This is a genomic window from Mesorhizobium sp. P2_E9, assembly GCF_056403815.1.
This window is the reverse complement of record NZ_JBFUET010000006.1, coordinates 259,893-280,443: the sequence shown is the minus strand read 5'-3', so window position 1 is coordinate 280,443 and position 20,551 is coordinate 259,893. Positions and strand designations below refer to the sequence as shown.

At 62.9% G+C, this 20,551-nt stretch carries 20 protein-coding genes; 14 read left to right on the top strand and 6 right to left on the bottom strand.

The genetic code is table 11. The features are described from left to right. Window positions 1-118: 118 nt before the first annotated feature. The 5 genes from AC1D05_RS13270 to dnaA all read left to right on the top strand — a co-directional run bounded on the left by AC1D05_RS13270 (window position 119) and on the right by dnaA (window position 5,900). The gene (locus AC1D05_RS13270; protein WP_477441146.1) at window positions 119-1,360 is read left to right on the top strand and encodes a phosphopentomutase; all 1,242 of its coding nucleotides are present in this window, start codon (window positions 119-121) and stop codon (window positions 1,358-1,360) included. Continuing rightward, window positions 1,353-2,243 carry a bifunctional DNA-formamidopyrimidine glycosylase/DNA-(apurinic or apyrimidinic site) lyase gene (gene mutM / locus AC1D05_RS13265; RefSeq protein WP_477441145.1) on the top strand — a complete coding sequence of 297 codons (891 nt, stop codon included), beginning with the start codon at window positions 1,353-1,355 and terminating at the stop codon, window positions 2,241-2,243. Before AC1D05_RS13270 ends, mutM begins: the two co-directional genes overlap by 8 nt. Window positions 2,244-2,275: 32 nt before the next feature. After that, complete coding sequence (locus AC1D05_RS13260) at window positions 2,276-3,049, top strand: enoyl-CoA hydratase (protein WP_477441144.1); 774 nt, start codon at window positions 2,276-2,278, stop codon at window positions 3,047-3,049. A gap of 181 nt (window positions 3,050-3,230) precedes the next feature. Then, window positions 3,231-3,497: a 30S ribosomal protein S20 gene (gene rpsT, locus AC1D05_RS13255; protein WP_027043520.1), complete on the top strand. Its 267-nt coding sequence runs from the start codon at window positions 3,231-3,233 to the stop codon at window positions 3,495-3,497. Between the two features lie 858 nt (window positions 3,498-4,355). Continuing rightward, window positions 4,356-5,900 (top strand): chromosomal replication initiator protein DnaA, encoded by a 1,545-nt coding sequence (gene dnaA, locus AC1D05_RS13250; protein ID WP_477441143.1) that lies wholly within the window; start codon window positions 4,356-4,358, stop codon window positions 5,898-5,900. Between the two features lie 5 nt (window positions 5,901-5,905). Here the strand turns inward: dnaA and AC1D05_RS13245 are convergent, their stop codons facing one another. After that, a complete protein-coding gene (locus tag AC1D05_RS13245; RefSeq protein ID WP_477441142.1) occupies window positions 5,906-6,115 on the bottom strand; it encodes a hypothetical protein in 210 nt (69 codons plus the stop codon). Window positions 6,116-6,285: 170 nt separating this feature from the next. Between AC1D05_RS13245 and dnaN the strand changes: the two genes are divergently transcribed. The 4 genes from dnaN to AC1D05_RS13225 all read left to right on the top strand — a co-directional run bounded on the left by dnaN (window position 6,286) and on the right by AC1D05_RS13225 (window position 9,898). Then, window positions 6,286-7,404: a DNA polymerase III subunit beta gene (gene dnaN / locus AC1D05_RS13240; RefSeq protein ID WP_477441141.1), complete on the top strand. Its 1,119-nt coding sequence runs from the start codon at window positions 6,286-6,288 to the stop codon at window positions 7,402-7,404. 79 nt (window positions 7,405-7,483) lie between these two features. After that, a complete protein-coding gene (gene recF / locus AC1D05_RS13235) occupies window positions 7,484-8,623 on the top strand; it encodes a DNA replication/repair protein RecF (protein WP_477441140.1) in 1,140 nt (379 codons plus the stop codon). 31 nt (window positions 8,624-8,654) lie between these two features. Further along, window positions 8,655-9,407: a molybdopterin-synthase adenylyltransferase MoeB gene (locus tag AC1D05_RS13230; RefSeq protein ID WP_477441139.1), complete on the top strand. Its 753-nt coding sequence runs from the start codon at window positions 8,655-8,657 to the stop codon at window positions 9,405-9,407. A 14-nt stretch (window positions 9,408-9,421) separates the two neighbouring features. Further along, a complete protein-coding gene (locus AC1D05_RS13225) occupies window positions 9,422-9,898 on the top strand; it encodes a GNAT family N-acetyltransferase (RefSeq protein ID WP_477441138.1) in 477 nt (158 codons plus the stop codon). 27 nt (window positions 9,899-9,925) lie between these two features. Here the strand turns inward: AC1D05_RS13225 and AC1D05_RS13220 are convergent, their stop codons facing one another. After that, complete coding sequence (locus AC1D05_RS13220) at window positions 9,926-10,927, bottom strand: 2-hydroxyacid dehydrogenase (protein ID WP_019863085.1); 1,002 nt, start codon at window positions 10,925-10,927, stop codon at window positions 9,926-9,928. Window positions 10,928-11,075: 148 nt separating this feature from the next. Between AC1D05_RS13220 and AC1D05_RS13215 the strand changes: the two genes are divergently transcribed. Continuing rightward, window positions 11,076-11,636, top strand: coding sequence for an SH3 domain-containing protein (locus tag AC1D05_RS13215; protein ID WP_477441137.1), 561 nt, complete (start codon window positions 11,076-11,078; stop codon window positions 11,634-11,636). On the opposite strand, the gene AC1D05_RS13210 is transcribed toward AC1D05_RS13215, so the two are convergent. After that, entirely contained in the window at window positions 11,626-12,006 is a 381-nt protein-coding gene (locus AC1D05_RS13210) for a DUF4260 domain-containing protein (RefSeq protein ID WP_477441136.1), read from the bottom strand. The genes AC1D05_RS13215 and AC1D05_RS13210 overlap by 11 nt on opposite strands. Before the next feature lie 10 nt (window positions 12,007-12,016). After that, window positions 12,017-12,466 carry an iron response transcriptional regulator IrrA gene (irrA, locus tag AC1D05_RS13205; RefSeq protein WP_477441135.1) on the bottom strand — a complete coding sequence of 150 codons (450 nt, stop codon included), beginning with the start codon at window positions 12,464-12,466 and terminating at the stop codon, window positions 12,017-12,019. Window positions 12,467-12,708: 242 nt separating this feature from the next. Between irrA and fabA the strand changes: the two genes are divergently transcribed. The 4 genes from fabA (at window position 12,709) to AC1D05_RS13185 (ending at window position 17,039) form a co-directional block, all read left to right on the top strand. After that, complete coding sequence (gene fabA, locus AC1D05_RS13200; RefSeq protein WP_477441134.1) at window positions 12,709-13,224, top strand: 3-hydroxyacyl-[acyl-carrier-protein] dehydratase FabA; 516 nt, start codon at window positions 12,709-12,711, stop codon at window positions 13,222-13,224. Window positions 13,225-13,273: 49 nt separating this feature from the next. Continuing rightward, a complete protein-coding gene (fabB, locus tag AC1D05_RS13195) occupies window positions 13,274-14,494 on the top strand; it encodes a beta-ketoacyl-ACP synthase I (RefSeq protein ID WP_477441133.1) in 1,221 nt (406 codons plus the stop codon). 32 nt (window positions 14,495-14,526) lie between these two features. Further along, window positions 14,527-15,330 (top strand): enoyl-ACP reductase FabI, encoded by an 804-nt coding sequence (fabI, locus tag AC1D05_RS13190; protein WP_477441132.1) that lies wholly within the window; start codon window positions 14,527-14,529, stop codon window positions 15,328-15,330. A gap of 164 nt (window positions 15,331-15,494) precedes the next feature. After that, window positions 15,495-17,039, top strand: a complete 1,545-nt coding sequence (locus AC1D05_RS13185) for a putative bifunctional diguanylate cyclase/phosphodiesterase (protein ID WP_477441131.1) — start codon at window positions 15,495-15,497, stop codon at window positions 17,037-17,039. 17 nt (window positions 17,040-17,056) lie between these two features. Here the strand turns inward: AC1D05_RS13185 and AC1D05_RS13180 are convergent, their stop codons facing one another. Continuing rightward, complete coding sequence (locus AC1D05_RS13180; RefSeq protein ID WP_477441130.1) at window positions 17,057-18,067, bottom strand: class I SAM-dependent methyltransferase; 1,011 nt, start codon at window positions 18,065-18,067, stop codon at window positions 17,057-17,059. A gap of 69 nt (window positions 18,068-18,136) precedes the next feature. Next, the gene (gene pnp, locus AC1D05_RS13175) at window positions 18,137-20,284 is read right to left on the bottom strand and encodes a polyribonucleotide nucleotidyltransferase (RefSeq protein WP_172219814.1); all 2,148 of its coding nucleotides are present in this window, start codon (window positions 20,282-20,284) and stop codon (window positions 18,137-18,139) included. Between the last annotated feature and the right edge of the window lie 267 nt (window positions 20,285-20,551).

Genomic DNA, 20,551 nt, shown 5'->3' with positions numbered 1-20,551 from the left:
CTGCGTTTTATTCGATCCATGCCCACTATCGCGCCAAGCCCTTGCCGTTTGGTTTCCGAATTGCCAATGCCGCCGTGGAACCCTATGTCTGGGCGTCCACACTGGCAACAATGACCCGATGGCGCGTGCTTTTCTCTTTGTCCTGGATTCCGTCGGCGTCGGCGGCGCGGCCGACGCCGAACGCTATGGCGACGCCGGCGCCAACACGCTCGCGCACATCGCCGAAGCTTGCGCCGAAGGGCGCGCGGATCGCGAGGGGCTTCGACAAGGGCCGCTGTTTGTCCCGCACATGGCATCGCTCGGGCTTGGCAAGGCGGCCGAGACGGCGACAGGATTGGGTTTTGCCCATTTCGGGACGGATCTGCTCGCCAATGCGTTCCATGGCGCGGCGCAGGAAGTTTCGAGCGGCAAGGACACGCCCTCCGGACACTGGGAGATCGCGGCCCTGCCGGTGCGATTCGACTGGGGTTATTTCCCGGACACGGTTCCCGCCTTTCCGGCTGATCTGACCGCGGCGATGATCCGCGAGGGCGAGGTTTCAGGCATTCTCGGCAACTGCCATGCGCCGGGCACAGAGATCATCGAACGGTTCGGCGAGGAACACATCCGCACCGGCAAGCCGATCTGTTACACCTCAGTCGACTCGGTCCTGCAGATCGCCGCGCATGAAGTCCATTTCGGCTTGGAGCGGCTTTATGAATTCTGCCAGGTGGTGCGCCGGCTGGTCGATCCGCTCAGGATCGGACGCGTGATCGCGCGGCCATTCGTCGGCGAGACCGCCGCCACCTTCCAGCGGACCTACAACCGCCATGACTACGCCGTGCCGCCGCCGGAGCCGACCTTGCTCGACCGGCTGACGGCGCGGGGAAGCCGCGTTATCGCCGTCGGCAAGATCGGCGACATCTTCGCTCATCGCGGTATTTCGGAAGTGCGCAAGGCCGCTGGCAACATGGCCATGTTCGACAAGGCGCTCGGTGCGATGGATGATGCTGGTGACGGCGATCTCGTTTTCGCCAATTTCGTCGATTTCGACACCGAATTCGGCCATCGCCGCGATGTCGCCGGCTATGCCGCCGCGCTCGAGGCCTTCGACCGGCGGCTGCCGGAAGCACTCGTAAAGCTGCGGCAGGGCGACCTTCTCATCCTGACGGCCGACCATGGCAATGATCCGACCTGGCGAGGGACAGATCATACGCGCGAACGCATCCCGGTGATCGGCACGGGACCCGGTTTGACAGGTGGCGACATCGGACTGAGAACGACATTCGCCGATATCGGCGAGACCGTCGCCGAACACCTCGGGCTGGCGCCTGGCCGCCACGGCACTTCTTTCCATGCGATGATTGGCGGCCATGCCTGAATTGCCCGAAGTCGAAACAGTCCGGCGTGGCCTGCAGCCAGTCCTTGAAGGTGCCCGTCTGACCAAGGTCGAGGCGCGACGGCCGGATCTGCGGTTTCCCTTTCCCGAACGGTTTTCGGAACGGCTGACCGGCAGGACCATCACGGCGCTTGGTCGCCGGGCCAAATATCTGACCATGCATGTCCAGGACGGCCCGGTGCTGATCTGCCATCTCGGCATGTCGGGCTCCTTTCGCATCGAGACCGACGACGACGGCGAGACACCCGGCGTGTTCCACCACGAACGCTCGAAAAGCACGGCGCACGACCATGTCGTGTTCGATGTCGTCGCCGCCAACGGCGCCCGATCCCGTGTGATCTTCAACGACCCGCGCCGCTTCGGTTTCATGTTGTTTGCGGAAGGATCGCCGGAGACGCATCCGATGCTGGCGGGACTGGGCGTCGAGCCCACGGGCAATGCGCTGGACGGCGTGCTGCTCGCCTCGTTGCTGAAAGGCCGCAGATCGCCGCTGAAGGCAGCGCTTCTTGACCAGAAGCTGATCGCGGGACTTGGCAATATTTACGTCTCGGAGGCGCTCTGGCGTGCCGGCCTGTCGCCCTTGCGCGAGGCGGGCACCATCGCCAAGCCGGGCAAGAAGGCCGGGGGACAAAGCGAACGCCTGGCCGAGGCGATCCGCTCGGTCATATCGGATGCCATCGCCGCCGGCGGGTCGTCGCTGCGCGACTATGTGCACACCGACGGATCACTGGGCTATTTCCAGCATTCCTTCGCCGTCTACGACCGCGAGGGTGAGCCTTGCCCGAAGCCCGGCTGCGGCGGCCACATCGAGCGCATCGTGCAGAGCGGACGCTCGACCTTCTATTGCCGGACGTGTCAGAGCTGAGTTAGACCGGGGTCTAGCGAGGAGAAGCAGCCATGGCCTATGAAACGATCATCACCGAGACGCGCGGCAAGGTCGGACTGATCACGCTGAACCGGCCAAAGGCGCTCAATGCTCTGAATTCCCAGATCCTTGCTGAACTCGTCGCAGCCGTGAACGGTTTCGGCGCCGATCCTGGCATCGGCGCCATCGTTCTTACCGGTTCCGACAAGGCCTTTGCTGCTGGTGCCGACATCAAGGAGATGCAGGCGATCTCCTATGTGGACGCCTACAGCCAGGACTTCTTCGCAGGTTGGGAAGAGTTCACGCGGACGCGCAAGCCGATCATTGCGGCAGTGGCCGGCTATGCGCTCGGCGGCGGCTGCGAGTTGGCAATGATGTGCGACTTCATCATTGCCGCCGACACCGCCAAATTCGGCCAGCCCGAAATCACGCTCGGCGTCATTCCCGGCATGGGCGGGTCGCAACGCCTGACCCGGTTCGTCGGCAAGTCGAAGGCGATGGACATGTGCCTGACCGGACGGATGATGGATGCAGCGGAGGCCGAGCGCTCAGGCCTGGTGTCGCGGGTCGTACTCGCAGCCGACCTTGTCGAGGAGGCGGTCAAGGCGGCGGCCAAGATCGCTGATTTCTCGCTGCCGTCGGTGATGATGGCGAAGGAAGCCGTCAACCGTTCCTATGAGACGACGCTGGCCGAGGGATTGCGGTTCGAACGCCGCCTGTTCCACTCGCTTTTCGCGCTCGAAGACCAGAAGGAAGGCATGGCCGCCTTCGCCGAAAAGCGGAAGCCGAATTTCACCAATCGGTAGAGCGTTGCCGGCTAGCGATCGAAACCCTGTGGCGTCGGCCAAAAAGAACGCCAGGCAGCGTTGACGCGCCGGAAAAGCTGAACTATAAGCTGCACCAACCGAGGCGGCCCTGTGGCTGCCCGTTTGTTTTTTGCGCCCTGCGGCATGCCGCGCGCGCCGACCAGATCAGAAGAGAGGCATCATGGCCAACACATCCTCGGCCAAAAAGGCAACGCGCAAGATCGTCCGCCGCGCAGCGATCAACAAGAACCGCCGCTCGCGCGTGCGCACCTACGTCCGCCAGGTCGAGGAGGCACTCGCCTCCGGTGACAAGGCTGCCGCACAGGCCGCTTTCAAGGTCGCCGAGCCGGAATTGATGCGTGCCGCGACCAAGGGCGTGATCCACAAGAACACCGCGTCCCGCAAGGTGTCGCGTCTGGCCGCGCGCCTCAAGGTGCTGTCCGCCTGACATCGCCTTTACAGATTAAGCTTCTTTGAAACCCGGCCGGTCGTGCCGGGTTTTTTCGTTTGCCGGCAAGTACTTAAAAAGAATGCTCGGAAACGGTGCCCAAAGCGGATTCCAGTCTTCGAAATGCTTTGCCGGCACATACATGCCTGCTGATCGTTGACATGCTTGAAAAACGGCGGCTTGAAAATTCTTAACTATCAAAAATAAGCTATATTTTTCAGATATTTAGCCATGGTCATCCACAGCTTGTCCACAGCGTCCCAAGGGGACGGGAGGACAACTGGCTGTCAAGCGAATTATTTCAGAATATTTCGCGCCGGCCCGGCTTTTTCATATTCGCCGGAAAAGGGTTTGAATCACAATGGCTTTGTCAAAATATGGCGTTGCGGCATGCGGCTCGAACCAGCCCGAGGTAACCAGATTCCTTAAAAATCAGTTAGGGGTGGCCTTGCCCTATCCACAGCGATTTCGGTAATGTTGGGTCATCAAGAGGGACGGGCCTGTGGCCCTTAACCCAGTCCGAATCAGCCAGCGTAAATTGGCCGGATTTGCAACGCGGATCAAGTCCGTGAACGGGATTGGTTTGTCTTTTTTGATGTGGGTAAGGGGACTGGCGTAACTAGACATGGCAGGTAGACGACGCGCCGGCGCTCTTTCGCCGGACGGTGTTGTATTGCCCTGACATACCCAACGCGGACTGGCTTCCATGGGCCGGCACCGGTTCCCTCCGAATAGTGGGCGACGTTCATTGCCGGCGGCGGCAACGGGCATCGTAGCGAAGACATAGTCGCTGGAAAAACGGATGCAGGAGGCGCATCCCCAGCGGAAAACAGGTACAGAAAAGCAAGGAACTCGATCATGCAGAGCGGCATCGAAAGGGAGCTTACGGGCGACCTCCCATTTCCTGGAACTTTGATCGGAGCAAACGAGATGGCGGTCTCCAGCGACGCGGAACAGAAGTTCGACCGGGTCAAGACCCAGTTGAAGGCGCGTCTGGGGGCTGAAGTCTATTCGAGCTGGTTCGGCCGCATGAAGGTCGCGGAGGCGTCCAAGGGCATTGTCCGCATCTCGGTGCCCACCGCGTTCCTGCGCTCGTGGATCAACGGCCACTATCTCGACCTCATCTCCGAACTGTGGAAGCAGGAGGATGCCGATCTCCTCAAAATCGAGATCGTGGTGCGCACGGCCACCCGCCAGGGGCGCAGCCCTGTCGAACCGGAATTGGCGCCGGCACGCAAGATGACACGACAGACGCAGACGGCGCTTGCCGCCGGTACTGTGAGCCCCGGCAGGGTGGAACGGCCTCCCGTGCCGCGCCCAGGTGCTGCGGTCGAGACCGAGTTCCGCCACAACGTGCTGGGATCCCCGCTTGATCCGCGTTACACGTTCGGTTCCTTCATCGAGGGCCCGTCGAACCGGGTGGCCTTCGCCGCCGCAAAGGCCGTGGCGGAATCGCAGTCGAGCGCCGTGCGCTTCAACCCGCTTTTCCTGCACGCGACCGTAGGGCTCGGCAAGACCCACCTGCTGCAGGCCATCGCGGCGGAATCGCTGAAGCAGAACCCGAAATCCCGCGTCGTCTATCTCACCGCGGAATATTTCATGTGGCGCTTCGCCACCGCGATCCGCGACAACAATGCACTGACGCTCAAGGAGCAGCTGCGCGACATCGACCTCTTGATCATCGACGACATGCAGTTCCTGCAGGGCAAGTCGATCCAGCACGAATTCTGCCATTTGATCAACATGCTGCTCGACAGCGCCAAGCAGGTCGTTGTCGCCGCCGACCGGCCGCCGTCCGAGCTGGAATCGCTCGAACCGCGCGTCCGCTCGCGCCTCAATGGCGGCGTCGCGCTCGAAATGTCGGCGCCCGATTTCGCCATGCGCCTCGGCATGCTCAAACTGCGCCTGGCAACGGCCAGGGTCGACGACGCGTCGCTCGATATTTCCGAAGAAATCCTCAACCACGTCGCCCGCACCGTGACCGGCAGCGGACGCGAACTGGAGGGCGCGTTCAATCAGCTGTTGTTTCGCCAGTCGTTCGAGCCGCAGATCACCATCGACCGCATCGACGAGATCCTCGGCCACATCTATCGCACGGGCGAGCCGAAGCGGGTCCGCATCGAGGATATCCAGCGCATCGTGGCGCGCCATTACAACGTGTCGAAGACCGAATTGCTGTCCAACCGACGCACGCGCACGATCGTCAAGCCACGGCAGGTCGCCATGTACCTGTCGAAGGTGATGACGCCGCGCTCCCTGCCCGAAATCGGACGGCGCTTCGGTGGCCGCGATCACACCACGGTGCTGCACGCCGTGCGCAAGATCGAGGACCTTTCCGGCAACGACAACACGCTGGCACAGGAACTCGAGCTGCTGCGGCGGCTGATCAACGACCAGGCCTGACCGGCTCAGGACAGGCAAGCCGGAACCGCACTGGAATTCAATGGCTTGCCTGCCTGGCCGCGCCCCTGAAATGGGCTCGAGGCCCAGAGCAATTCCAGGAAAAGTGTGAACGGTTTTCCCGGGAAAGGCGCGTAGCGCTTTCCCTTGGGAATTGCGTCAAAACAGAGCTTGGCGACGATCTGGATTCGGGATTCAGCACACTGGCCGGCGGTCATCTGAGTCTTTATCCCCAGAAAGCCCGTGCAGCCGGCCGTAACCGGTGGCGCGGGCTTGCGTTTGCTGGCTTTTTCCTGTCAGTTTACGCAGATTCTGAGCCTGTTCAGACCTTTCGCGGGGCGCCGCCAGCCGGAGACCCGCTCATCCTTTCAAGCGAGCCTGTTTCGTCATGCGTGTTATCCTGGAACGGTCAAATCTCCTGAAGTCGCTCAACCACGTCCACCGTGTGGTCGAACGGCGCAACACGATACCGATCCTGTCCAACGTGCTGCTGAACGCCGAGGGCGCCAGCCTCGAAATGAAGGCCACCGATCTCGACCTGGAGGTGACGGAAGCGACGCCCGCCAAGGTGGAGCGCGGCGGGGCGACGACGGTTCCGGCGCACCTGCTCTACGACATCGTGCGCAAACTCGCGGACGGCGCCGAGGTGATGCTGAAGACGGACGAGGACGGCAACGCCATGACGGTGACGTCGGGCCGCTCGAGCTTCCGGCTGCAGTGCCTGCCGCAATCCGACTTTCCCGAACTTTCGGCCGGATCCTTCTCGCATATCTTCCGGCTCGACTCGGTTGCCCTGAGGGGGCTGATCGAGAAGACGCAGTTCGCCATTTCCACCGAAGAGACGCGCTATTATCTCAACGGCATCTACCTGCACACGCATGACGTCGGCGGCAAGCTGAAGCTGCGCTCGGTGGCCACTGACGGCCACCGCCTGGCGCGCGCCGAAATCGACGCGCCGGCGGGGTCCGAGGGCATGCCGGGCATCATCATTCCGCGCAAGACGGTGAGCGAGCTGCAGAAGCTGGTCGACGACCCTGATGTCGCCGTGACCACCGAGCTGTCGGACACCAAGATCCGCTTCACCATCGGCAGCGTGGTCCTGACCTCGAAGCTGATCGACGGCACCTTCCCCGATTATCAGCGGGTCATTCCGACCGGCAACGACAAGAAGCTGATCATCGACCGCCAGAGCTTTGCCGCCGCGGTCGACCGTGTCTCGACCATTTCCTCCGAACGCGGCCGCGCGGTGAAGCTTTCGATCAGCGAAGGCCAGGTGACGCTTGCGGTCAACAACCCGGATTCGGGCAGCGCTACCGAGGAACTGGCGGCCGACTATTCTTCCGACCCGATCGAGATCGGCTTCAACGCCAAATATCTGCTCGATGTCGCCGCGCAGCTGACCGGCACGGAAGCCAAATTCATGCTGGCCGATGCCGGTTCGCCGACGCTGATCCACGACATGGCCGACGAGACCGCGCTTTACGTGCTGATGCCGATGCGGGTATAGCCCGGCACGGCATCATCGATCCGGCTCTGCTACGGGACCGGCAGCGGAAACAATGGCGACTTCTACAGGCGGATAGCGGTTGCCGGCACAAACCCATATAAGTAAGCTTACACTTACTAATTTCCGCAACTATGCGACGCTGACGATCGATCTCGCACCGGGCGCCGTGGTGTTTTCCGGCGACAATGGTGCCGGCAAGACCAACCTCCTCGAAGCAATTTCCTTGCTAACGCCCGGGCGCGGCCTACGCCGTGCGCCTTACGCCGATGTCGCACGCGAAGGCGGCGACGGCGGCTTTGCCCTGCACGCCCGGCTCGACGGACCCGACGGCCAGATCGAGATCGGCACGGGCATTTCGATTGGCGAGGGCGAAGGCGGCAGGCGGGTTCGCATCAATGGTGCGACGGCCCGATCGGCCGAAGACATGCTGGAATGGCTGCGCGTGGTGTGGCTGACGCCGGCCATGGATGCACTGTTCACCGGACCGGCCGCTGACCGCCGGCGCTTTCTCGACCGGCTGGTGCTGGCGATCGACCCAGGCCACGGCCAGCGGGCGCTCGACTACGAAAAGGCGATGCGCGGCCGTAATCGCCTGCTTACCGAAGGCTCTCGTGACGACCGCTGGTTCGAAGCAATCGAGACACAGATGGCCGAAACCGGCGTCGCCATTGCGGCAGCGCGCGCCGAACTGGTGCGCCTGCTCGCCGCGATGATCGACAGGTTGCCCGACACGGGACCATTCCCACAGGCCGATATCAGCCTTTCAGGCGATCTGGAAACCGAGGTTTCCACCGCGCCGGCGGTCGATGTCGAGGAGCGGTTCCGCCGGGCGCTTGCCGGTGGCCGTGATCGCGATCGCGCCGCGGGACGAACGCTCGAAGGCCCGCACCGTTCCGACCTCCTGGTGAGGCACAGGCCCAAGGCAATGCCGGCCGAGCTCTGTTCGACCGGCGAGCAGAAGGCATTGCTGGTCGGCATCGTCCTGTCGCATGCCCGGCTGACCGGCGAGATGTCGGGCATGACGCCGATCCTGCTGCTCGACGAGATCGCCGCTCATCTCGACGGCGGACGGCGGGCGGCGCTGTTTTCGATCCTGGAGGAGTTGAACTGCCAGGCTTTCATGACGGGAACCGATGCCGCGCTGTTTTCCAGCCTCAAGGGGCGTGCGCAGTTCCTGACCGTCGACCACGGCACGGTTGGGCCAACCGAAGACGCCTGACAAGGTTTTTCAGCCGCTATATGGTCCTGACATGACCACCGCGCTCACCGCTGACGAGATCGAACGCTATGCCCGCCACATCGTGCTGCCCGAGGTCGGCGGCGCGGGCCAGCAGAAGCTCAAGCAAGCGCGGGTCCTGGTGATCGGCGCCGGCGGACTGGGCGCGCCGGTACTCGAATATCTTGCGGCGGCCGGCGTCGGCACGCTCGGCATCGTCGACGACGACACCGTGTCGCTCTCCAATTTGCAACGCCAGGTCATCCACGGCACCGATACGGTCGGCATGCTGAAAACCCTCAGCGCCAAGGCGGCAATCGCCCGCATCAATCCCAACACCACGGTCGAGACGCACACAGTCCGGCTGAACACAGACAACGCCCCTGCCTTGATCGCCGGCTATGACATCACCGTCGACGGTTCCGACAATTTCGAGACCCGTTATACGGTGGCTGACGCCTGTGCGAACGAGCGCAAACCGCTGGTGCATGCCGCCGTCGGCCGCTTCGACGGTTCAGTGACGGTGCTGATGCCTTTCGAAGACAGCAAGGATGGCAAGCCGAACCCTGGCTATCGCGATCTCTTTCCCGAAGCCCCACCGCCGGGCCTGGTGCCATCCTGCGCCGAGGCCGGCGTGCTTGGCGCGCTGACCGGCGTCGTCGGCACGCTGCAGGCAATGGAGGCGATCAAGCTGATCACCGGTATCGGCGAGCCGCTGGTCGGCCGGCTGCTGTTGTACGATGCGCTCTCCGCCCGCTTCGAAACGATCCGCTACGCCAGGCGCTGATCTTGGAGCGGACCATGCCCCTCTCCATCGACCGCATCCCGGCCGATTTCGTCCGCTGGGACGAGGTGCTTGCCCTGATCATGCGTGCTTTCGCCTTCATGGACGGCGTCATCGACCCGCCGTCCTCGGCCCATCTGCTCACCGTCGATGGACTGCGCGACAAGGCCGGGCGCGAGACCGGCTTCGTGGCCCTCGACGGCGACAGGATCGTCGGCTGCGTCTTTGCCCTTGAAAGGGCCGACGATCTCTATGTCGGCAAGCTCGCCGTCGCGCCGGACTGCCAGGGGCTAGGCATTGGCCGGCGGCTGATGCGGGCGGTCGAAGATCTCGCGCTCGACCGCGGCAAGGCGGCGCTGGAGCTTCAGACGAGGATTGAGCTCACCGCCAATCATGCCGCCTTTGCCCGCCTCGGCTTTCACGAAGCCGAGCGGACGGCGCATGAGGGCTACGCCAGGCCGACCTCGATCACCATGCGCAAGCTCATTTCGTAAGATTTGACTTACTCTTGAGCAGGATCGTCAGGTTCTGAGCGGCAGCACACGATCCGGTGGGCGGTGACCGTCAACGAATGCCCGGATGTTGATGATGACCTTCTCGCCCATGTCGATGCGGCCCTCGAGCGTTGCCGAGCCCATATGCGGCAAGAGCACGACCTTGTGCCTGGCGGCGAGCTTGAGCAGCTTGGCATTGAGCGCCGGCTCATGCTCGTAGACATCGAGGCCAGCACCGGCGATCTTGCCGTCCTGGATCAGCTTGACCAGCGCTTCCTCGTCGATGATGTCGCCACGCGCGGTGTTGACGACATAGGCCGTGGGCTGCAGCAGCGCCAGCCGCCGCGCCGACAGGAGATGGAAGGTCGCGGGCGTCGACGGGCAATTGACCGAGATGATGTCCATGCGGGCCAGCATCTGGTCGAGGCTCTCCCAATAGGTCGCTTCCAGCCCGTCCTCGACCGCCGGCAGCACGCGATGGCGGTTGTGGTAGTGGATGGAAAGGCCGAAGGCCTTGGCCCGCCTGGCAACGGCGGTGCCGATGCGGCCCATGCCGACAATGCCCAGCCGCTTGCCCCAGATGCGCCGGCCTAGCATCCAGGTCGGCGACCAGCCGGCCCATTTCTTGTCGCCGGTGAGCACATTGGCGCCTTCGGCCAGGCGGCGCGGTACGGCCAGCATCAGCGCCATGGTCATGTCGGCGGTGTCTTCGGTGAGCACATTGGGCGTGTTGGTGACCGTAATGCCCCTCTTGGCCGCCGCCGCCACGTCGATCTTGTCGACGCCATTGCCGAAATTGGCGATCAGCTTGAGGTTGTCGCCGGCCTGGGCGATCAGCGCCGCATCGATCTGGTCGGTCACTGTCGGCACCAGCACGTCGGCTTCCTTGACTGCGGCAACCAGCTCCGGCTGCGTCATCGGCCTGTCCTCGACATTCAGCCTAGCGTCGAACAGCTCGCGCATGCGGGTCTCGACCGGGTCGGGCAGCTTTCGCGTGATGACCACGAGAGGCTTCTTTTTGCCTACCATTGTTTCCCTCGTTGAGACCTCTTTAACCAAGACCGGCGAAACTGAAAGCCGGTCGCGGTAGCCGATTTACCCATGTAACAAGCGGTGCCGCCGAAGACAAAGAAAAAGGGGCGCCGAGGCCGAGAGGCAAGCGCCGAAAGGAACGAAAGTGTCTGGTTTCGCGTCGCTTCGCCTGACCCTCAGCGCAGCATTTCTCGGTGCTCTCCTCTATTCCCCGCTGGCCGCAGCGCAGAGCGCGGCCGCACCCGCCCAGAGCGCCGTCACGCTCGGGCCGAGCGGCCTGCCGCTGCCGCGATTCGTCAGCCTGAAATCCGGCCGCGTCAACTCGCGGGTCGGCCCGGGCGCCAACTATTCGGTCGACTGGATGTATATGAAGGCCGGCCTACCAATGGAAATCATCCAGGAATTCGACACGTGGCGCCGCGTGCGCGATGCCGACGGTTCCGAAGGCTGGATCAACCAGTCGCTGCTGTCGGGCCGGCGCACCGCGATCATCGCGCCATGGCAGCGCGGCAAGGGCGCCCAGATCAATATGCTCAGAAGCCCCGACAAGGATGCCAGTGTGGTGGCGATCGTCGAACCGGGCGTCATGGGCACGATCAAAGCCTGCGACGGCCAGTGGTGCGAAATGACGCTCGACGGCCATACCGGCTGGCTCGCCCAGTCGGCGGTGTGGGGGGCCTATCCCGGCGAGCGGGTCAAGGACTGAGGTCGTTCGCTTTGCGCCCGATTCGGCCAAGGTGGGTGTCCTGAAAACCGGTTGACAGCTTCAGGCCGTAGCCCAACGCACGGTCGATGGCGATGTGGGCGATCCAGATCAGCGCGACCGCGATTGCCGCCGCATGGCCGGACAGGTACCCGACGAGCAGCAGCAGCACCGGTAGTATCAGGACGTGCAGGGCGTTGTAGGCGATGGCACCGATGCGCGGCCCGCCGAGGTAGCCAAACATCGACAGATCCGGCGCCAGGATAAGCACTGCGAAGAGCCACCAGGAAACGCCTGACCAAGTGTAGAAGACAACAGCGGCGACCGCCACAGCAGCCCATTCGAGCCTGATTATCAGGTCGAGGGGTTTCATTTCTGGCCGATTATTCTGACTCCGCCGGTCGTTCCTGGCGCTTCGGCCTCAGCCTCACCACGATGTCGACATTGGCGATTTCCATGCCCTCGGGCGGCTCCGGCAGGTTGGTGACCGTCACAGGGCCATTGGCGATGTCGAAAATCCGATTTTCGCCTTCGATGTAGAAATGGTGGTGGTCGGAGATGTTGGTGTCGAAATAAGTCTTGGCACCCTCGACGGCGAGGATGCGCAGCAGCCCCGCCTGGGTGAACTGGTGGAGCGCGTTGTAGACGGTGGCCAGCGACACCGGCACGCCGGCGGCAAGCGCCTCCTCGTGCAATTCCTCGGCCGAGAGATGGCGATCGCCTTTGGCAAAAAGCAGGTCGGCCAGCGCGATGCGCTGCCGCGTCGGCCTCAGGCCGGCTTCACGTACCCGCTTGTCCACAGCGACATTTTCCTTCCGGCAGCCCCGGTCCATCTGGTCTTCCAAGCTCACAGTCCCGCTTCAAGACACGCCCTGAATGGCAAAAAAATGAACGTCTGCCGAAACGGGACCCCTGTTGACATATATTCTGTCGTCCGAATGCGATCAATAGCGCGCATTGACCCGGGCAGACTGGCGGGTTAAGCGCAAACGCCGGTTTCCGGCCTGAAACAGATTGTGTTAGGACACCAACGACAAGGGCGCGCTACCGCCCGGACGATATGGGGACGAGATTGATGGCGGGTAAATCCAGCTACGACTACGAAGAATTGCTGGCCTGCGCCCGCGGCGAGCTGTTCGGAGAGGGCAATGCCCAGCTGCCCTACCCGCCCATGCTGATGTTCGACCGCATCACCCAGATCAGCGAGACCGGCGGCGCCTTCGACAAGGGCTTCATCCGCGCGGAGTTCGACATCAAGCCGGACCTGTGGTTCTTTGCCTGCCATTTCATCGGCAATCCGATCATGCCAGGATGCCTCGGTCTGGACGCCTTGTGGCAGTTGACCGGATTCTACCTCGGCTGGCTCGGCGAACCCGGCAAGGGAATGGCGTTGTCGACCGGTGAGGTCAAGTTCAAGGGCATGGTCACACCATCGGTCAAGAAGGTCGAGTATGGCGTGGATTTCAAGCGCGTGATGCGCGGCCGGCTGGTTCTGGGCATCGCCGATGGCTGGATGAAGGCGGATGGCGAGCCCATATATGCGGCGACGGACCTGAAGGTCGGTCTGTCCAAGCAGTCGGCGGTCGCTTGACCGCAGTTCTGGCCGACCCACTGGCCAGCATCCCTGGAAGGAGTTGCGAATGAGACGTGTCGTAGTCACAGGCCTCGGCATCGTGTCGTCGATCGGCAACAATGCCAACGAGGTGCAGACCTCGCTGCATGACGCCAGATCCGGCATCAGCTTTTCCGATTCCTTCGCCGAGCACGGCTTCCGTTGCCAGGTCTGGGGCGCTCCGACACTCGACCCGTCCGCCATGATCGATCGCCGCGCGATGCGCTTCCTGAGCCAAGGTGCTGCCTGGAACCATGTCGCCATGGATCAGGCGATCGCCGATGCGGGCCTCGGCGAAAGCGACATCACCAATGAGCGCACCGGCATCGTCATGGGCTCGGGTGGCCCTTCCACCCGCACCATCGTCGAGGCGGCCGAAACGACGCTGAAGAACGGCAGCCCCAAGCGTATCGGCCCCTTTGCCGTGCCGAAGGCGATGTCGTCGACCGCGTCGGCAACGCTGGCCACATGGTTCAAGATCCACGGCGTCAACTATTCGATCTCGTCGGCCTGCTCGACCTCGGCGCATTGCATCGGCAACGCCTATGAGCTCATCCAGTGGGGCAAGCAGGATGTAATGTTTGCCGGCGGCCACGAGGATCTCGACTGGACGATGTCGGACCTGTTCGACGCCATGGGCGCCATGTCGTCCAAGTTCAACGACAGGGCTTCCGCCGCTTCCCGCGCCTATGACGCCAATCGCGACGGCTTCGTCATTGCTGGCGGCGCGGGTGTGCTCATCCTGGAAGAACTTGAACACGCCAAGGCGCGCGGCGCCAAGATTTACGCCGAGATCGTCGGCTACGGAGCGACCTCGGACGGCTACGACATGGTTGCGCCCTCCGGCGAAGGCGCGGTCCGCTGCATGCGCCAGGCGCTGGCGACGGTCTCCACGCCGATCGATTACATCAACACCCATGGCACCTCGACGCCAGTGGGGGATTCCAAGGAAATGGGCGCCATCCGCGAGGTGTTCGGCGAGAAGATGCCGTTCATCACCTCGACGAAATCGCTGACCGGCCATTCGTTGGGCGCGGCCGGCGTGCAGGAGTCGATCTATTCGATCCTGATGATGCAAGGCGGCTTCATCGGCGAAAGCGCCCATATCGAGACCCTCGACCCCGAATTCGAGGGCATGCCGATCGTGCGCCAGCGCATCGACAACGCCAAGATCGACACCGTCCTGTCAAATTCCTTCGGTTTCGGTGGCACCAACGCAACGCTCGTTTTCCAGCGCTACTCCGCATAGGCCAGCGTTTTTTCTAAAAGGATTTGCCAGCCATGGACGGACTGATGAAGGGCAAGCGCGGGCTTGTCATGGGTGTCGCCAACGATCATTCGATCGCCTGGGGCATCGCCCAGAAATTGTCCGAACATGGGGCGGAGCTCGCCTTCACCTACCAGGGCGAGGCTTTCGGCCGCCGGGTCAAGCCGCTCGCCGACAGACTGGGCGCCTCGCTGGTCGTGCCCTGCGATGTCGAGGACAGCGCTTCGATCGCCGCCACGTTCGAGACGCTTGGGCAGGCCTGGGGCGGACTGGACTTCGTCGTCCATGCCATCGGCTTTTCCGACAAGAATGAGCTGAAGGGCCTTTACGCCGACACCAGCCGGGACAATTTCGTCCGCACCATGGTCATCTCCTGCTACTCCTTCACCGAAGTGGCCCGCAATGCAGCGGCACTGATGACGCAGGGCGGCTCGATGATCACGCTGACCTATGCCGGTTCGGTCCGCGTCATGCCGAACTACAATGTCATGGGCGTCGCCAAGGCCGGCCTCGAGGCCAGCGTTCGCTACCTTGCCAACGACTACGGACCGCGCGGCATCCGGGTGAACGGCATCTCGGCAGGCCCGGTGCGCACGCTGGCCGGCGCCGGCATTTCGGACGCCCGCCACATGTTCTCCTACCAGCAGCGCAACTCGCCGCTGCGCCGTACCGTCACCATCGACGAGGTCGGCGGCTCGGCGCTCTATTTGCTGTCCGACCTCGCCTCCGGCGTGACCGGCGAAATCCACTATGTCGATTCCGGCTATCACATCGTGTCGATGCCGACGCTCGATGAGTTGAAGCAGACGGATGGCTAACCAGCCCTGAAACGGCTCAAGGCGACACGCTTTGGGCAACCGTTTCGCAAAAATAGCCCATTTCCAGTAAAAAAATAATCTTCTCCAGTAAAATTGGATGCATTCGCAGAAACTCATTTTAAGGGGATTCCCGCTATAGAGACCGGCAATCTGGGGACCTTTGAATGTCTGCCGTCAGCAACCCGAAGCGAACACCGGTGTTCCGACTGCTCACGATAGCGAGCTCGGGCATTGGCAGTTTCATCCTCGGTATCTGGGGTTTGAAGCTTGGTCTCGGTAATGGTTTTGCCGGCATATCAGCGGACATGATGGTCGCCATCATGGCTGCGCTTTGCGCGCTGGCGGCGTCGGTGGCGGCAATGTCCTTCTTCGCCGGCGTCGATGAATCGGCGGATTTCGTCTTCAACGAAACCCATTTCGACAAGCTGACCGGACTGCTGGCGCGCCCGGCAATGGTCGGCAAGATCGCCGAGGCGGCGTGCGCGACAAGCCGAACCGGGGAACCGATGTTCCTGATCGACATCGACATCGACCGTTTCAAGCACATCAACGACGCGATCGGCTACAGCCAGGGCGATGAGCTGATCCGCGCCTTCACCAAACGGCTGCAGGGCTGTGTGCCCGCACGCGCCCTGATCGGGCGCATAGGCGCCGGCGAGTTTGCCGTGCTGCTCCCGGATCATCAGATCCAGGGAACGCTGGAAAGCATGGTCGAAAGGCTCATCGACGAGATGATGGAGCCCTATGAACTCAGCAGCCATCAGCAATCGGTGGGTCTGTCGGTGGGTATCGTGGCCATGCCCAAGGACGGCGTCGATCCAGTCCTTCTCCTGCGCCGCTCCAACCTGGCGCTGCAGAATGCGCGCGCCAGCGGCGTCGGCAACTGGTCGGTGTTCGACAGCGAGATGGGGCGTGTCGCCGATTATCGCCAATGGGTCGAATCCGAACTGCACACCGCTTTCGAACGCGGAGACTTCGACCTGCACTATCAGCCGCAGCTCGACCTGCCGACCGGCCGTATCATCGGCTACGAGGCGCTGATCCGCTGGAACCATCCCGAACGCGGCATGATCCCGCCCATGGAGTTCATCCAGATCGCCGAGGAAACCGGGATGATCAACCCGATCGGCGAATGGGTGCTGCGCAAGGCCTGCAGCGATGCCAGCCATTTGCCGGAAGACTGTTTCGTCGCCGTCAACATCTCGCCGGTTCAGTTCATGACCAAGGATTTCGTCGGCATCGTGCGTGACACAATGCGGGTCACCGGCATCAAGCCATCGCGGCTGGAGCTGGAAGTCACCGAGACGGCGATGATGCAGGACCGCGACCGCGCGGCCGCTATCCTGAAAGAGCTTGCCGACATGGGCATCTCCGTTGCCGTCGACGATTTCGGCACCGGCTATTCCAATCTGAGCTACCTGATCGATTTTTCGTTCGGCAAGCTGAAGATCGACCGCTCCTTCGTCAGCCGCATCGATACCGATTCCAGCTCCGGCGCCGTCGTTTCGACCATTGTCGGGCTTTCGCGTGCACTTGGCGTCAGCATCATTGCCGAAGGCGTCGAGACCGAGAACCAGGCGACTTTGCTGCGCGCCGCCGGCTGCGAGGTGGTGCAGGGCTACCTGTTCGGCCGTCCGGCACCGCTCAAGTTCAGCGCTGGCGACGGATATGCCACCGACGAAGTCCGGCGCGTCGCCAATCTGCACTGAACGCGATACGCATCGTTTCAGCGCCGCGCAGAAAACACCTTGAACATACCGTCGCGGGCGAGTTCCGCATGGCCGGCAAAGGCGGCCGACAGCACGGGCTCGTAGGGAAGCTGGCGGTTGGCGACCATAAACAGCCTGCCACCGGGCTTCAACGCCTTGGCTGCCGCGCGGATCATGCCGGCGCCGATCTCCGGCTCCGCCGCACGGCTGCGGTGGAAGGGCGGGTTCATGGCGATGACGTCGTAGCGGCGCTCGACCGGCTCGGCGAGCAGATCCGTCCAGAAGAAGCCTTGCGCCACTGTGTTGGCGAGATTGCCCTTGGCCGCCTCCAACGCATCGAAATCGGCCTCGTAAAGATCGAGCGCCGACAGGCCTGACGAACGGGCGGCCATCTCGGCCGCCACATAGCCCCAGCCGGCGCAGAAATCGGCCGCACTGCCGCGCAGGTCACCGGGCAGGTTGTCGACCAGCAGTTTCGACCCTGCATCGACGCGATCGAAGGAGAACATGCCGGGTGCGGTGTGGAACCGGCCATCGACCAGTTGCCCGGGATTGGCGGCGCGAAGTGCCGCGGCAGCATGCATGTCCACCGGGCGCCGCAGCCAGAAGGCGATGCCGTGATATTTCGGCATATGGCCGTCGAGCGACACAAGTTCGTCGACGCGCTTGCGCAGACTGGCAATGCCGTCATCCTTGCCACCCGCAATGACAACCAGTCCGCCTGGCGCCACACCCTCGAGGGCCTCGGCGATACGCAGCTCGTTCTGGCCACGATGACGGCCAGCAAACACAAGCACCAAATCAAAGCTGCCGCCTTCCACCTGCGGCGTGACGGCGGAACCAGAAGCCTGCAGCGCGCGAAAATACGGTCGGAAGCCTTGTACGAGGTGGAGCTCGGCCTCGAAGCCTTCCGGCAGGCGAAAGCCTGGCTCGGCGCCGAGGAAAAGGATGCGCTCGCCCTTTCGCGGCAAGGCAAGAGCCTCGGCCTCGAACGGATGGAAAAGCGTCTTCAGCGCCTCAGCGGACATTCTCTCTACCTTCCAAACGAAAACGGGCGCGACCTAAGCCGCGCCCGCTCCGATTTCCTGTCAGACCGCTCAGGCGGCGTTTTCTTCGCCTTCGGTCTTCTTGTCGCGAGCGAGTTCCTTGCCGGTGGCCTGATCGACGACCTTCATCGACAGGCGGACCTTGCCGCGCTCGTCGAAGCCCATCAGCTTGACCCAGACCTTGTCGCCTTCCTTGACGACATCAGAGGTCTTGGCGACCCGGTCGTTGGCAAGCTGCGAGATGTGGACGAGGCCGTCGCGAGGACCGAAGAAGTTGACGAAGGCGCCGAAGTCGGCGGTCTTGACGACCGTGCCCTCGTAGATTTCGCCGACTTCCGGCTCGGCGACGATGGTGTGGATCCACTTCTTGGCCGCCTCGATCTCCTTGGCGTTCGAGGAAGCGATCTTGACCGTGCCGTCGTCCTCGATGTTGATCTTGGCGCCGGTCTTCTCGACGATCTCGCGGATGACCTTGCCGCCCGAACCGATGACGTCGCGGATCTTGTCGGTCGGGATGTGCATGACCTCGATGCGCGGTGCGAACTCACCGAGTTCAGGGCGGGCGCCGGTCAGAGCATGCGCCATTTCACCGAGGATATGGAGACGACCGTCCTTGGCCTGGCCAAGCGCGATCTTCATGATCTCCTCGGTGATGCCATCGATCTTGATGTCCATCTGCAGCGAGGTGATGCCACCTTCGGTGCCGGCGACCTTGAAGTCCATATCGCCGAGGTGATCCTCGTCGCCAAGGATGTCGGAGAGCACGGCGAAGCGCTCGCCTTCCTTGATCAGGCCCATGGCGATACCGGCAACGGGCTTCGCCAGCGGCACGCCGGCATCCATCAGCGCCAGCGAGGTGCCGCAGACGGTAGCCATCGACGACGAACCGTTGGACTCGGTGATCTCCGAGACGACGCGCAGCGTGTAGGGGAACTGGTCGGCGCTCGGCAGCATCGGACGGATAGCGCGCCAGGCGAGCTTGCCGTGGCCGATTTCGCGGCGGCCCGGCGAACCCATGCGGCCGGTCTCACCGACTGAGTAGGGAGGGAAGTTGTAGTGAAGGAGGAACTTCTCCTTGTACATGCCGGTCAGCGAATCGACATACTGCTCGTCTTCGCCGGTGCCTAGCGTGGCAACGACCAGCGCCTGGGTCTCGCCGCGGGTGAACAGCGCCGAACCATGGGTGCGCGGCAGAACGCCGACTTCGGAGACGATCTTGCGGACCGTGCTCAGGTCGCGACCATCGATGCGCGAGCCGGTGTCGAGGATGTTCCAGCGCACGACCTTGGCCTGCAGTTCCTTGAACACGGAGCCAATCTGTTCGGAGGTGTACTTGGCGTCTTCGCCTTCGGCCGGAGCGAACGCGGCCTTGACCTTCGCCTTGACGGCGTCGACGGCGGCGTAGCGCTTCTGCTTGTCGACGTTCTTGTAGGCAGCGCTGAGTTCGTCGCCGACGATCTTCAGCATCTCGGCTTCAAGCGCGGAATAGTCAGGCGCAGTGAAGTCGCGAGGCTCCTTGGCGGCAACTTCAGCCAGCTTGATGATGGCGTCGATCACCGGCTGGAAGCCCCTGTGGCCGAACATGACGGCGCCGAGCATCAGCTCTTCGCCAAGTTCCTTGGCTTCGGACTCGACCATCAGCACGGCGTCGGCGGTGCCGGCGACGACGAGGTCGAGCTTGGATTCCTGCATCTCGTCGACATGCGGGTTGAGCACGTATTCGCCGTTGATGTAGCCGACGCGCGCGCCGCCGATCGGGCCCATGAAGGGAACGCCCGACAGGGTCAAAGCGGCCGAGGTGGCAACGATCGACAGGATGTCCGGATCGTTCTCAAGATCGTGCTGGACGACGGTGACGACGATCTGGGTGTCGTTCTTGTAGCCAGCGGCGAAGAGCGGACGGATCGGGCGGTCGATGAGACGCGAAACCAGCGTTTCCTTTTCGCTCGGACGGCCTTCGCGCTTGAAATAGCCGCCCGGGATCTTGCCGGCGGCGTAGGTCTTTTCCTGGTAGTTGACGGTCAGCGGAAAGAAATCGAGGCCGGGCTTGGGCTCCTTCATCGAAACGACGGTGGCCAGAACCTTGGTCTCGCCGTAGGTGGCGAGCACCGCGCCGTCAGCCTGACGCGCGATCTTGCCGGTTTCGAGGATGAGCGGGCGACCGCCCCATTCGATTTCCACTTTGTGCTGATTGAACATGTCTTGTCCTTTATATGAGGAAGGGCCGCGCCGTTTCAGCGTGCGCGGGTGCCCTTTCCTCTGGCTTCCTTTCTCGGGCAGCCACGGGCAAGACAACGGGAGGCTCGGGTTTCATCGGCACTATGGCCATACGAGCGTCCTGCAATCCTGCCCCATGACCGTCCATGGGTGGCTTAGAGTGGCCCTCTGCACGCTCTAAGCCGGATATGGCCAATCGATCGACTGGCCTGCACATGACCCCGAAACCCACGGCTTACGGAACGCGTC

What these genes read in the sequence shown, in the direction of transcription:
- AC1D05_RS13270 (WP_477441146.1), top strand. Translation starts at nt 119, where the DNA reads ATGGCGCGTGCTTTTCTCTTTGTCCTGGATTCCGTCGGCGTCGGCGGC.
- mutM (WP_477441145.1), top strand. Translation starts at nt 1,353, where the DNA reads ATGCCTGAATTGCCCGAAGTCGAAACAGTCCGGCGTGGCCTGCAGCCA.
- AC1D05_RS13260 (WP_477441144.1), top strand. Translation starts at nt 2,276, where the DNA reads ATGGCCTATGAAACGATCATCACCGAGACGCGCGGCAAGGTCGGACTG.
- rpsT (WP_027043520.1), top strand. Translation starts at nt 3,231, where the DNA reads ATGGCCAACACATCCTCGGCCAAAAAGGCAACGCGCAAGATCGTCCGC.
- dnaA (WP_477441143.1), top strand. Translation starts at nt 4,356, where the DNA reads ATGCAGAGCGGCATCGAAAGGGAGCTTACGGGCGACCTCCCATTTCCT.
- AC1D05_RS13245 (WP_477441142.1), bottom strand. Translation starts at nt 6,115, where the DNA reads ATGACCGCCGGCCAGTGTGCTGAATCCCGAATCCAGATCGTCGCCAAG.
- dnaN (WP_477441141.1), top strand. Translation starts at nt 6,286, where the DNA reads ATGCGTGTTATCCTGGAACGGTCAAATCTCCTGAAGTCGCTCAACCAC.
- AC1D05_RS13230 (WP_477441139.1), top strand. Translation starts at nt 8,655, where the DNA reads ATGACCACCGCGCTCACCGCTGACGAGATCGAACGCTATGCCCGCCAC.
- AC1D05_RS13225 (WP_477441138.1), top strand. Translation starts at nt 9,422, where the DNA reads ATGCCCCTCTCCATCGACCGCATCCCGGCCGATTTCGTCCGCTGGGAC.
- AC1D05_RS13220 (WP_019863085.1), bottom strand. Translation starts at nt 10,927, where the DNA reads ATGGTAGGCAAAAAGAAGCCTCTCGTGGTCATCACGCGAAAGCTGCCC.
- AC1D05_RS13210 (WP_477441136.1), bottom strand. Translation starts at nt 12,006, where the DNA reads ATGAAACCCCTCGACCTGATAATCAGGCTCGAATGGGCTGCTGTGGCG.
- irrA (WP_477441135.1), bottom strand. Translation starts at nt 12,466, where the DNA reads ATGGACCGGGGCTGCCGGAAGGAAAATGTCGCTGTGGACAAGCGGGTA.
- fabA (WP_477441134.1), top strand. Translation starts at nt 12,709, where the DNA reads ATGGCGGGTAAATCCAGCTACGACTACGAAGAATTGCTGGCCTGCGCC.
- fabB (WP_477441133.1), top strand. Translation starts at nt 13,274, where the DNA reads ATGAGACGTGTCGTAGTCACAGGCCTCGGCATCGTGTCGTCGATCGGC.
- fabI (WP_477441132.1), top strand. Translation starts at nt 14,527, where the DNA reads ATGGACGGACTGATGAAGGGCAAGCGCGGGCTTGTCATGGGTGTCGCC.
- AC1D05_RS13185 (WP_477441131.1), top strand. Translation starts at nt 15,495, where the DNA reads ATGTCTGCCGTCAGCAACCCGAAGCGAACACCGGTGTTCCGACTGCTC.
- AC1D05_RS13180 (WP_477441130.1), bottom strand. Translation starts at nt 18,067, where the DNA reads ATGTCCGCTGAGGCGCTGAAGACGCTTTTCCATCCGTTCGAGGCCGAG.
- pnp (WP_172219814.1), bottom strand. Translation starts at nt 20,284, where the DNA reads ATGTTCAATCAGCACAAAGTGGAAATCGAATGGGGCGGTCGCCCGCTC.